This is a genomic window from Limisphaera sp. 4302-co, assembly GCF_049537155.1.
Taxonomy (GTDB): domain Bacteria; phylum Verrucomicrobiota; class Verrucomicrobiia; order Limisphaerales; family Limisphaeraceae; genus Limisphaera.
Genome location: NZ_JBMVQZ010000006.1, coordinates 131,774 through 143,727 on the forward strand (window position 1 = coordinate 131,774; position 11,954 = coordinate 143,727).

8 protein-coding genes and 1 tRNA gene are annotated in these 11,954 nt (G+C 67.3%); 4 read left to right on the plus strand and 5 right to left on the minus strand.

Going from position 1 to position 11,954, the window contains the following annotated elements; genetic code table 11:
* Window positions 1-145: 145 nt before the first annotated feature.
* From ACPDIX_RS08130 to ACPDIX_RS08145, 4 genes are read left to right on the plus strand one after another with little or no spacing between them, the layout of a single operon-like run.
* Window positions 146-1,294: a hypothetical protein gene (locus ACPDIX_RS08130; RefSeq protein ID WP_423431285.1), complete on the plus strand. Its 1,149-nt coding sequence runs from the start codon at window positions 146-148 to the stop codon at window positions 1,292-1,294.
* The gene (locus ACPDIX_RS08135; protein ID WP_423431286.1) at window positions 1,291-2,388 is read left to right on the plus strand and encodes a bifunctional heptose 7-phosphate kinase/heptose 1-phosphate adenyltransferase; all 1,098 of its coding nucleotides are present in this window, start codon (window positions 1,291-1,293) and stop codon (window positions 2,386-2,388) included. The genes ACPDIX_RS08130 and ACPDIX_RS08135 overlap by 4 nt, the downstream gene beginning before the upstream one ends.
* Window positions 2,389-2,422: 34 nt before the next feature.
* Window positions 2,423-4,162, plus strand: a complete 1,740-nt coding sequence (locus ACPDIX_RS08140) for a 4-alpha-glucanotransferase (protein WP_423431287.1) — start codon at window positions 2,423-2,425, stop codon at window positions 4,160-4,162.
* Between the two features lie 32 nt (window positions 4,163-4,194).
* Complete coding sequence (locus ACPDIX_RS08145; RefSeq protein WP_423431288.1) at window positions 4,195-5,643, plus strand: MFS transporter; 1,449 nt, start codon at window positions 4,195-4,197, stop codon at window positions 5,641-5,643.
* A gap of 32 nt (window positions 5,644-5,675) precedes the next feature.
* Here the strand turns inward: ACPDIX_RS08145 and ACPDIX_RS08150 are convergent.
* The 5 genes from ACPDIX_RS08150 to ACPDIX_RS08170 form a co-directional block, all read right to left on the minus strand.
* Window positions 5,676-5,763: transfer RNA gene (locus ACPDIX_RS08150), tRNA-Leu, on the minus strand.
* 144 nt (window positions 5,764-5,907) lie between these two features.
* Window positions 5,908-7,872 carry a glycoside hydrolase family 97 catalytic domain-containing protein gene (locus ACPDIX_RS08155; RefSeq protein WP_423431289.1) on the minus strand — a complete coding sequence of 655 codons (1,965 nt, stop codon included), beginning with the start codon at window positions 7,870-7,872 and terminating at the stop codon, window positions 5,908-5,910.
* Between the two features lie 306 nt (window positions 7,873-8,178).
* The gene (gene rsmI / locus ACPDIX_RS08160; RefSeq protein ID WP_423431290.1) at window positions 8,179-8,937 is read right to left on the minus strand and encodes a 16S rRNA (cytidine(1402)-2'-O)-methyltransferase; all 759 of its coding nucleotides are present in this window, start codon (window positions 8,935-8,937) and stop codon (window positions 8,179-8,181) included.
* Window positions 8,938-9,043: 106 nt separating this feature from the next.
* Window positions 9,044-11,230, minus strand: a complete 2,187-nt coding sequence (locus ACPDIX_RS08165; RefSeq protein ID WP_423431291.1) for a secretin N-terminal domain-containing protein — start codon at window positions 11,228-11,230, stop codon at window positions 9,044-9,046.
* 11 nt (window positions 11,231-11,241) lie between these two features.
* Window positions 11,242-11,952 (minus strand): hypothetical protein, encoded by a 711-nt coding sequence (locus ACPDIX_RS08170; RefSeq protein ID WP_423431292.1) that lies wholly within the window; start codon window positions 11,950-11,952, stop codon window positions 11,242-11,244.
* Window positions 11,953-11,954 lie beyond the last annotated feature (2 nt).

Here is an 11,954-nt window from a genome sequence, read left to right on the forward strand (position 1 = left end):
GGCCCAGAGTCCGGATCAGTCAAGCGCTTCGGCCCCGGCCGTGTCGTGAAAACGGGCGTGGATGCGGGGAGGAGAAGGAGCACCGCAGCCGACTTGTGAAGAGCCGGGAGGATGGCCCAGACTGGGGGCCGCCCGTTCAGAAAGGATGAAAGTGGACGCCAGAAATGCAACAGGGGGGCCGGGCAGGGAAGAGCGCCTGCCCCTGGAACAGGTGCGCGTGTGGCCCCTGGCCGAGCGGCGGAGTCTCAGCCGGCTGTCCGACATTCTGGTCTCGCCGGATCAGGCGCCCGGCCCCGTGCCGGCGGAGGTGGACGCGGCCGTGTTGGAGGCCGCGGAGAAGATTCGACACGCGCGCGAGCGGGACGCGTCGGTTCTGCTGATCTACGGGGCGCATCTGGTCAAGAACGGTCTGATGGACGTGGTGATCCGGCTGATGGAGGCCGGTTGGGTGACCCATCTGGCCACGAACGGTGCGGGCACGATCCATGACTGGGAGCTGGCGTTCCTGGGCCGGACCGAGGAGAGCGTGCGGGCGCATGTGGTGGAGGGTTGTTTTGGCACCTGGGACGAGACGGGGCGTTACCTGCATTTGGCGCTGTTGGCGGGGGCCCTCAGGGGCGAGGGTTGGGGGCGGAGTCTGGGGCGGTTCGTGGCCGAGGAGGGTTTGGAGCTGCCCGCGCCGGAGGATCTGGAGCGGAGCATCCGGGAAGAGCCCCGGCATCCCCTGACGGCGGCGCGGGCGGATCTGCTGCAGACGATGGTGCGCCACGGTCTGAGCGGCGGGCGTGTGCAGGTGTCGCATCCTTTCAAGGCCCACTCCCTGGTGGCGCGGGCGTTCGAGCGGGGTGTGCCCTTCACGGTGCACCCGGGCATCGGTTATGACATCGTGGCCACGCATCCGTGGTTCAACGGCGCGGTGCTGGGCCGGGCGGGCGGCTGGGATTTCGCGGCCTTCGGCGCCTCGGTGGAGCGGTTGGACGGCGGTGTGGTGTTGTCGGTGGGGTCGGCGGTGATGGGCCCGCAGGTGTTCGAGAAGAGTCTGAGCTGCGTGAACAACCTGCGGCGGCAGGCGGGCCGGCCGAGGGTCAGCGGTCACACGATTTTTGTGGTGGATCTGCAGGAAGGCGGAGCCTGGGACTGGACGCGGGGGGAACCGCCGAAGGACAATCCGGCCTATTACCTCCGGTTTTGCAAGAGTTACGCCCGAATGGGTGGCACGATGCGATATGTGCAATGTGACAACCGGCTCTTCCTGACGTCGCTCTGGCAGCGGTTGAAACGGAGGATCCCATGAAGCGGGTAAAGCAGACGCGCCCGGGCGCAACGGGCGGAGGTCCCGTGCAGACGTTGTCGGTGGACCGGCTGCGGGAGTTGTGCCGGCGGTACGGCAGGCTGCGGATTGCGGTGGTGGGGGATTTTGCCCTGGACCGGTACCTTGAGATTGACCCGCGGCAGAAGGAGCGTTCGTTGGAGACGGGCCTTCCGGTGTACAACGTGGTGCGGGTGCGGGCGCAGCCGGGTGCGGCGGGCACGGTGGTGAACAACCTGGTGGCGGCGGGTGTGGGCCGGGTTTGGCCGGTGGGATTTCACGGTGCAGACGGGGAGGGATACGAATTGCGGCGGTCGCTGGCGAGTCTGTCCGGCGTGCAACTGGACGCCCTGTTGGAGACATCTGAACGCCGGACCTTCACCTACACGAAACCGTTGCTGGTGGAGCCCGGCCGCCCGCCCCGGGAATTGAATCGGCTGGACATGAAGAACATGTCGCCCACGCCGCGCGGGTTGCGCGTGGCGTTGGCGGAGCGGGTGAGGGAGCTGGCACCGCGGGTGGATGCCGTCATCGTGCTGAACCAGGTGGATCGCCACGGCACGGGCGTGGTGGGGCCGGAGGTTTTGCAGGCGTTGGAAGCGGCGGTGTCGGACGAACCGGAGCTGTTGGTGCTGGCGGACAGCCGGACCGGATTGCGCGGGTTTCCGCGGGTGATGTGGAAGATGAACCTGCGGGAACTGGGCCTGTTGTCGGGGGCGCACCGGCCGGTCCGCGCACGCCGTGCGGGGGCGGAGGCGCTTCGACTGGCGGAGCGGAACGGGCAGCCCGTGGTGGTCACGCTGGGTGCGGACGGCTTGTTGGGGGCTTGGCCGACAGGCGAATTGTGGACCGTGCCCGCTGTACCGGTGGAAGGGCCGGTGGATGTGGTGGGCGCGGGCGACGCGGTCAGTGCGCATCTGGTGGCCGCGCTGGCGGCCGGGGCGCTGCCACAGGAGGCGTTGGAGATGGCGAATCTGGCGGCTGCTGTGGTGGTGCGCAAACTGGGGACGACGGGGACCGCCACGCCGCGGGAGCTCGAACGGCTGCTGCGCCGGTGCGAGGGACGCGCCCGGGATTGAAGCCTGTCCGTCTTCTGCCATCTTGTGCGCGCGGATGAGGCTGGTTGTGGAACATCGCTACGGGGGGATTCTGATCCCCGTGTTTGCCATTCGGACTTCGGACGACCTCGGCATCGGTGACACGGCCGGGGTTCGTGCGCTGTTGGACTGGTGCGAAGCGCACGGTCTGCAGATCCTGCAGACGCTGCCCATTCATGAATTGGGCGAGGATTTCAGCCCCTACAACGCGATCAGCGCCCGCGCGCTGGAGTACGGCACCCTGGATCTGCGGCCCGGCACGGTTCCGGACCTGGACCCCGTGACCTGGGAGGCGGTGCTGAGGGAGGTGGACATCGAGGGGTTGCGGTCCGGGCCGGTGGATTATGAGGCGGTGCGGGCGTTGAAGCTCCGTTTGTTGGAGGAGGCGTACGCCAGTTTTTGCCGGAGGGAGTGGGAACCGGAGACGGCACGCGCCCGGGCGTTCCGCAGGTTCTGTGAGGAAGAGGCGGACTGGTTGGAAGACTATGCGTGGTTCCGCGTGCTGATGGAGGAGAACGACGGCTCGGCTTCCTGGGAGGACTGGCCGGCCGAGCACAGGAGCCCCGACCGGGCGCGCCAGTGGCTGGAGACGCTGCCCGGGGCCAGGCGACAGGCCCTGGCGGACCGGCACCGATTCTTCTGCTATGTGCAATGGCTGGCGCACCAGCAGTGGCTGGGCGTGCGCCAGGACGCGGAGAGAAGAGGCGTGGCCCTGATGGGGGACCTGCCGTACGGCGTGGCACGGGCCAGCGCGGACGTCTGGGCGAAGCAACACCTGTTCGACCTGGAATGGTCGGGCGGCGCCCCGCCGGAGACCACCTTCCGGAGCGATCCGTTCGTGGAAAAATGGGGACAGAACTGGGGCGTACCGAACTATCGCTGGGAAGAGCACCGGCGGGAGGATTATGCCTGGTGGCGGGAGCGCGTCCGGCATCTAACACGGTACTTTCACGCCTATCGGGTGGATCATGTGCTGGGCTTTTTTCGGATCTACTCGTTTCCGTGGGTGCCGGAGCGGAACAGGGAGTTTGTGGATTTGACGCCGGAGGAGGCCGCGCGACGCACCGGCGGGCGGTTGCCGCGGTTTTTGCCGTTTCCGGACGACACGCCCGAGCATCGGGCCGCCAATCAGGCGCACGGTGAGGCACTGTTGCGGATGCTGCAGGAGGCTTCGGGCGAGGCCACCATCGTGGCGGAGGACCTGGGTTGGGTTCCCGAGTACGTCCCGGAATCGCTGCGGCGGCTGGGCATTCCGGGGTTTCGGATTCCGATGTTCTGCCGGGAACCGGACGGCCGCTACACGGACCCCAAGCGGTACCCGCGGTTGTCGCTGGTGCAACCGGCCACGCACGATCATCCGCCTCTGGCAGCGCGGTGGTTGGAGTTGTGGGCAGCGGCGGACAACGGGGACGCAGGGGCGCGCAGGGAGCTGGAGTATCTGATGGAATTTGCCGGCCTGCCCGGCGTGCCGCCGCCCCGGGCGTACACGCCGCATGTGCAGGAGGGGTTGTTGCGCGCAGTGTTTGGTGCGGCGTCGTATCTGGCGGTGGTTTTGTTGGATGACGTGCTGGCGCTGGCCACGCGGTACAATCGCCCGGGGACCAGGTCGGAGGAGAACTGGACGGCGCGATTGCCGTGGACGGTGGAGGCGCTGGGGCGGGATCCTGTGGCCGTGGCGCACGGCCGCAGGCTGCAGCGGTTGCTGGCGGAGACGGGTCGGTTGGGGGCGCCCGTTGTTGCGGGTCAGGCGGTTTGAGGCCGCGGTCCCCGGTGGGAGAGGAGGACACCGTGCAGGAGGGGGGTCAAGGCCGTTCCGGAGAGGCTGGGTCGGGTGAAACCTGCGGGTATCCGGCGCCGCGCGAAGCGCATGTGGACACGGCATCCGCCCCCGCCCAAGGCGGGGCGGAGAGAATTCCCGCCGGGCTGCGTCACGCCTATCTGTTCGCCTGGTTCAACGCGCTTTCGTATCAGGTCGTGCTGGGCAGTCCCATGATCCTCTACGCGAAAGCGCTGGGGGCCAGCGCAACGGTGTTGGGGGTGATTGCCGGAATGATGCCCCTGCTGGTGATTCTGCAGATCCCTGCCGCGGCGCACATCCCACGGGTGGGTTACCGGCGCTTTGTCGTCAGCGGTTGGGGGATCCGCGTGTTGTTCATCTTCGGGATGGCTCTGGTGCCCTTGCTGGGAGGGGTGTTGGATGCGCGGAATCAGCTGGCGCTGCTGTTGTTTCTGCTGTTCGGGTTCAACCTCTCGCGCGGGATCTCGAGTTGCGCCTGGCTGCCGTGGATCACTGCACTGGTACCGGCCGGACTCCGGGGTCGGTATCTGGCCCGGGATGCCGCCCTTCAGAACCTGGCGGGCATGGTCACGCTGTGGGTTGCGGCCCTGTTGTTGGGTGGGGAGGGGAGGCCCTGGCAATTTGCCACGTTGTTCGCGTTCAGCGCGGTGATGGGCGGACTGAGTCTGGTGTTTTTGAAGCGGATGCCGGACGTGCCGCCGGCGTGTGAAGCGTCCGGTGGACGCGGTCCGGTGCCCTGGCTGGCGATGCTGCGGCATCCACCTTTTGCACGGCTTTTGCAGGCGGTGGTGGCTTGGTCGGTGGCCTACGGCGGGATGACAGCCTTTACCGTGGCGTTTTTGAAGGTGTCTCTCGGTTACACGGAGGGGCACGTGCTGTGGGCGACTTCGGCGGCCTTTGCGGGGGGCTTGAGCAGTTTGTGGTTTCTGGGGTCGCGACTGGACCACCTGGGCAGCCGGCCTGTGATCCAGTTTTGCGGTCTGGGATGGCTGGCGGTGGTGACGGGCTGGATGCTGATGGCCGGCCGATGGCGGGAGCCTTCCCCCGGCTGGGTCCTGGCGTTGCAATTCCTGATGGGTCTGTTGGCGGCGCTGGTTCAGATGGCGCACACGCGCCTGGCCATGGCGGTCATACCACCCATGGGCCGGAACCACTTTTTCGCGTTGTACTCGGTGGCGAGCAATGTGACGCTCGGTCTGGCGCCGATTGGATGGGGCCTGTGGATCGATGCGGTGGGGGAACGGACCTGGCGATGGCTGGGCCTGGAATGGAACCGGTTCAGTCTCTTTTATGCGGCGGTGGGACTGGCATTCGGTGTTTTCGTGCTGCTGGCGCGGCGTTTGGTGGAGCCCAGGGCGGCCAGCATGGAGGCGTTGCTGCGGGAGGTCTTGATCGAGTCCCCGCAGCGGTTCTGGCTTCGTTTCTGGCCGCGGACCTGACGAATTTCCTGCCGGAGGGCGGGGAACAACATTGGTGCCGGTGGTGGGACTCGAACCCACACGACTTTTTACGGTCCCAGGATTTTAAGTCCTGTGCGTCTGCCATTCCGCCACACCGGCACGCGCGGGCAAGGCATGAGAACAATAGCCCGCTGCCGTCGGGACCGAAAGGGCGGAAAAGGGCCCGGCCGGCCGGCAGCGCCATGGTTGCCCTGTTGTGCAGAGGCGCCGGAGTTTGCCCGGCGGGATGTTGTCTGCTGTGGTTCAGGGCCATCCGGGCCGTAACGGAGTGGGCCGGAAATGCACCACGGCCCCGCCACCGGACGGTAGCTGGAGGGAAAGCCGCTCGCCCGACGCGGGCCCGGTGCGAATCTGGAGGTGTTGGCGGTCGGGGTCGTCGGTGTAGAGGGTGCATTCGGCGGGGCCGGTGATGAAGCTGCTGGGGTCGAGTGGTATGGTGACGGCCTGCCGGGTGCAGTTCAGCAGACCCACGTACCACTCGCCACGGTGGCGTCTGGCCAGGGCGACGATCCGGCCGATGCGGGACGGCGGCAGGACGCGTGTTTCGTCCCAGACCGTGGGGACCCGGCGGAAGAAGGACAGGGCCGGGCTTTCGAGGTAGGCCTCCGGATGATCCGGCCAGCACAGGAGCGGTGAACTGAAGATGATCGTGGTGGCGAGTTGGAATCCGAGGGTGGTGTCCTTGCGGAGCGAGGGCCGGATGTATCCCGGCAGGAAATCCGCAGGACCGACCACCAAACGCGTGAAGGGCAGGGCACCGTAATGTTCGAGGGGCAGATTGCTCCAGAGCTGGTATTCCTGTTCGCGAATCCCTTCGCGCGTGAGTTCGTGTGGCCAGGTGCGGTTGAGACCGGTCGGCTTGGGAATGCCGTGGAAGCTGATCAACAGCCGGTACCGGGCGGCATGACGGCGCAGGTCCTCGACCACGCGGACGGTTTCGATGCTTTCGGAATCGAAAAAGTCAATCTTCACCCCTTTGACGCCGGCCTCGGCGCAGCGGCGGAAGAAGGTCTCGCGGTCTTCGGGCCGGGTGAGGCCCGGTCCGTCGTCGCGGCCTTCGGGGTAACCGTGCCAGACGAGGATTCCGACGTTGCGCTCGGCGGCGTAGCGGCACAGTTCGGCCATGCGGTCCCAGAGGTCGACGTCGGGTTCGATCCAACCCCACCGCTCGGTCTGCCAGCCGCCGTCCACGAGGAGGTATTCGCATCCCAAAGCAGCGGCGGTATCCACAAACCATTTTTGCCGGGCCCAGCGGGCGCCGCCGTTGCCGAAGACCATCCATGTACAGGGGGCACGGCCGGGTCGGATCCAGTCGGTGCGGGCTCCCTGTGGAAACCGTTCCGGGTCGGGCGGGTCACAGAGTGCCGGGATGACGTCGCTGTTGACGAGTGGGTCGAGATTGGTGGTGACCAGGACCACGCGCCAAGGGGAGGCGATGGGCCCGTGCGCGGGCCAGCCCTGCGGGTCGTGCGGGAAGATGGCGCGAAGTCGGTCCGGGCCGTCGCTCTCCAGGGCCAGCCCGCTGTAGTCCAAGAGACGCGCCTCGCTGATCAGGAGGGTGATTCCGTTGGTCAGGACGGCTGTAACCGGCAGGCCCATGCGGAGTGCGCCTGATGCGGGGAGAGTGTTTGCCGGCAGGCTTTGGAAGATTCCCTCGTGGTTGGCGAGGTTGGTTTGGAACCAGAGCACCGCTCCGGGCGGGAGGTGCCATGCGGTTGTTTCTCCCCGGATGTGCCGCGGGGAATCAGCGGCGGGAACCAGATGGCGAAATGCCGCCGCGTCGCGGAAGAGTCGGACTTCCAGGGTCCAGGCGGGGCCCAACCCGGAACGGACGGGGATTTCGTAGGCGTAACAGTCGTTGGTGGCGCGGTTTTTCCCGCCCAGCCAGTCGAACTCCTCGTAGTGACGGGCCCGATGAACGGGGCCGAAGGCCGGGTACTGGCCGAGATCGTGGTCGTCGAGGAGCAGGCCGGTGGGTGCGGGCAGAAGTGCTTCCCGGCCGTGGGCGCGGACCCGGTAGAGCAGCTGGCCTTGCGGGTTGGTGGTCAGGTGAAAGGTGACGACCTGATGGGGGTCGGTCAGCACCAGTTCGCCTTCACCGGTTGGGGCGGAGCGGGCTTCGGGCGTCAAAACCAACCGGAGGCTGATGCAGAGGCAGGCTCCCGTTTGGAAGCGGCTCCATTTACGGCTGAGGACGGCGGTCGGCATGGAGAGCAGGATGCAACCCGGCCCGGGAAAAGCAAAGGGGGGACTGAACCCGGCAGCCGACGCGCAGTCGGGTCTGAGGCACGCCGGGCGATCCACTGCGGACCTGACCGGGAGGTTTCTTTCTCTGCGCTTCCGGTGGAGGCGGCGAGCCGGCGTCCGGTCGTCTCCGCCGTTGCCACAACGGCGGGACATTGGAGCCCTGACCGGGTGAGGCACAACCGGCATGCAGGAGGGCGCGGCTTTTCCGGGAGGTCGGCGTCGGTGAGGGCCGATGCTGCCGGACACCGGCAGGCCGGGCGGTGCCGGTCAATCCGGATCGGATGGGTGCCCTGATTCGGCCGGGGATTCGCCCGTGCTGACGGGTGCCTCCGTGGGTTCCATGAGCACGACGCATTCACCGCGGAGCGGGCGCTCGCTGCATTGTTGGAGGATCTCACGGGCGGTGCCACGAATGAATTGTTCGAACTTCTTGGTGAGCTCGCGGGCGATGACGATGCGACGATCCGGATGGAGTTCGGCGCATTCCTCGAGGAGGCGCTGGATCCGGTGGGGCGATTCGTACAGGACAAGTGTGCCTGGGATGGTACGGAGCTGTTCCAACCGGCGCCTGCGGGCCCCGGATTTGTGGGGCAGGAATCCCACGAAATGGAATTCGGCCGTGGGCAATCCGCTGGCGGTGAGTGCGGCGACCAGTGCGCAGGGACCGGGCACCGGCTCGACGCGGAGACCCGCATCCCACACGGCGCGGACGATTCGTTCGCCCGGGTCGCTGATGCCGGGCGAGCCGGCGTCGGTCACCAGGGCCACGGTGGCGCCCTGGCGAAGCCGGGAGAGAAGTTGGGCGGCGCGGGCGACCTCGTTGTGGGCGTGGCAGCTCACCACGGGTTTTTCGATCTGGAAATGGCGTAGGAGTTGAAAGGTGCGACGCGTGTCCTCGGCGGCCACGAGGTCGCACTGGCGCAGGACGCGGAGTGCGCGGAGGGTGATGTCCTCGAGGTTGCCGATGGGTGTGGCGACGAGGTAGAGCGTGCCGGGAATCAGGCCTGGTGCGGGAGCCTCGCTCATGGTCGGGCCACTGACGGATCCCCCGGCCGTGGTCGGATGCCGCGGCCGGCGCGGACGGGGTGGGACAAACGACCCGGCACGGGCCGGGTGGTGGAACGGATCGGGCTCACGTGGACGGGACCGGTGAGGTGGCGGCCGGGCCGGCTGGGGCGGGGAAGGCCGGCTCGGTTTGTGGGGCGCGGGTGCGGCGTTCCTGTTTGTCGCGGTAGATGCGTTCCTCCTCGTCGAATTCGCGTTCGGCGCGGTGCACGCCGGGCAGGCGGCGCCGTTCCTCCGCGGACAGGCGCGCGGCCTCCTCGGGGTCCATCAGGACGATGGGCCGCATGAGGACCATCAGTTCGCTGCGGTCGCGTGAGCGGTCGTTGCTGCGGAAGAGGTAGCCCAGCAGGGGAATGTCTTTGAGGATGGGCACGCCGGCATGGGACTCGGTGCCGGAGGAGCGGATGTAACCGCCCAGGAGGATGCTTTCGCCGTTGCGGACGGCGACCTCGGCCGAGAGGGTGCGGCTGCGGGTCTTGGGGACCTTGCCGCCGCCGGCGATTTCCACCTCGTCGCCCAGTTCGTCAATGGCCTGGTCAATCTGCATGAGGACCAGACCGTCGGCGTTGATGAAGGGGGTGACGGAGAGTTGGATGCCGACGCGGAGTTGCTGGTAACTGGCGGCCGGGCCGGTGCCGAAGCCGCCGTAGTAGGTGCTGGTGATGTAGGGTACCGTTTCGCCGACGAAGAAGGAGGCGGGCTTGGCGTGGGAGGTCAGGATGCGCGGTTTCTGAATGACGCGCGCGGTGCCGTCGCTGGCCGCGGCCTGGAGGGTGAGATAGAAGCTGTCGTCAATGCGGGTGAAGTAGCGCAGGCCGGTGCCGAGCAGGTCGGCGGTGAGATTGGTGCCGGTGCCGGAGAAGTTGAAGACCTGGTTGGCGTTGATGCCGCCGGCGCCGAGGATGTTGTTGCCGCCGAGCTGCCGGGTGGTCTGGAGTCCGGAGATGCCGAGGTTCCATTTGTTGTTGAGCGAAACGTCGAGGATGGTGGTTTCGATGAGGACCTGGGGCAGGATGACGTCGAGTTTGGAAATGATGTCCTTGATGGTGGCCATGTCTTCCTTGGTGGCGTAGACGAGCAGTGCGTTCGCGCGTTCGTCGGCGATGATCTTGGTTGCACCGATGATCTGGATCTCGCCGGCGGCCAGAGCGGAGGCTCGGCGCACGATTTGTTGGAGTCGGTCGCTGAAGCTGGCCTGGGGATTGGCGGGTTGCCCGGGTTGGGTGCCCAGGGGTTGGCCGGGCAGACCGGTGGAGCCGGGTCGTTGGAGGCCGGTGGGGGTCGTGGGACGCGCGCCTGTGCTGCGGGTGCCGACGCTGGTGGTGCCGCCGCCGGAGCTGAGACTGTTGAGGGCGGCGGCTATGTCGGAAGCCATGGCATACTTGATGGGAATGACCTCGGACACGTACTCCGAGGGGACGGCCACGTCGATTTCCTTGATCAACTCGAGCATGCGCTTGACGTTCTCGGCGTTGTCGCGCAGCACGAGGATCTGGTTGCTGTCGATGGGCAGGATGCCGTTGGGGACCTTGGCGAAGGGCGTCAGGACCTGTACCAATTCGCTGGGTTTGGCGTACTTGAGCTGGACGATGTGGGTGACGTAAGACCCCAGCTCCGGCAGTTGTTCGGCTTGGGCTCGTTGAATGGGTGCGCCCTCCTGATTGGCCTGTGCGATGGGGACGGCTTTGACGAATTTTTCACCGACCGGGATCATGGCAATGCCGTTCATGGCCAGGACGCTGTCCAGCGCCTGAATGAACTCGCTGCGGGTGAGGTCGGATTCGGTGCGCAGTTTGATGGGCGGCGCGGCGAGGTTGGCCGGACGCAGGATGGTGCGGCCGGTGAGCTTGGCGTAGTACTCGAAGACCTGTTCGATGTCGGCGCCGCCGGCGCCCACCCAGTCGACGGTCCCGGCCGGGATGGTGTCTTCGGCGGGGGCGGCCGGTGGGATGTTGGTGAGTAAGATCCCCGGGTTGCCCGGAGAGGGCAGGCCGGGCCCGGGCGGCGGGAGCGAACCCGGCACGGGCAGTCCGGCCGGGGTGCCCGGTTGACCTGCGGCAGGTGTGGTGCCGGGTCGGGGCAGGGCCGGGGCGGCGGTTTGTGCGGGTATGCGCACGGGCGCGGTGCGGTTGGTGAGCGGCGAGCCGGGGGAGGGCAGCACGGGTGGCGTGCGTGCCGGGGCGGCCGGTTGGGCCGTTGCGGTTGCAACCGCGAGTGTCGAAAGCCAGGTCAGTAAGAGTCGCTTTGCGAGCATAACACAATCCGTCAGGTGGCAGGTTGATTGGCCGGAGGCCGGGCCCCGGGCGCCGGGGGGCGGGGCGCGGAGGGTGTACGGGCCGGAGGGGCAGGCGGCGGGGGACGGTTCGTTTGCACCGTGCCTGTTGGGGCTGCCGGCTGGGGCGGGGTGTCATCGGCCGGGGTGGTGCGGGTGGCCGGCTTCTTCTGGTAACTGGCCACGAGGGTGATGTTCCCTACGAGTCGGTGTCGGGGCGGATCGGGCCGGAGCGACAATCCGCGGATCCGGGTCATGGAACCGGCGGATCCGATCCGGTAGAGGAAATCGAGCAGCGCGCGTTCCTCGGCGAGGACGCTGATGGTCTGGGAGCGTTCGATGAAGAAGGGGTTGTTGGTGCGGGTGGTCATGCGGGAGCTGCCGGTGATGGTGACGCCGCTGAGCGAGGCCTGGCGCTGGATGGTGCTGAGGAATTCGGTGCCCTGATCCTCCTCGGGGAGCGGTTCCTGGCCGGATTCGAGGACGCGAATCCGGGCCTCCCACTTGGGGAGGTCGGCGATGGCTTCCTCGTAGCGACGGAGTTTGAGTCGGGCGGCCTTCAGGTCTTCGCGCACCTCCTGCCAGTCACTGAAGTGCGGCCAGACGAGGAGCATGTTGAGGACCAGGAAGAGGACCAGACCGACGCCGATGACCAGGCGGCGTTCGCCGGGGCGGAGATTGAGTTGGGCGAGGGTTTTGGCCATGG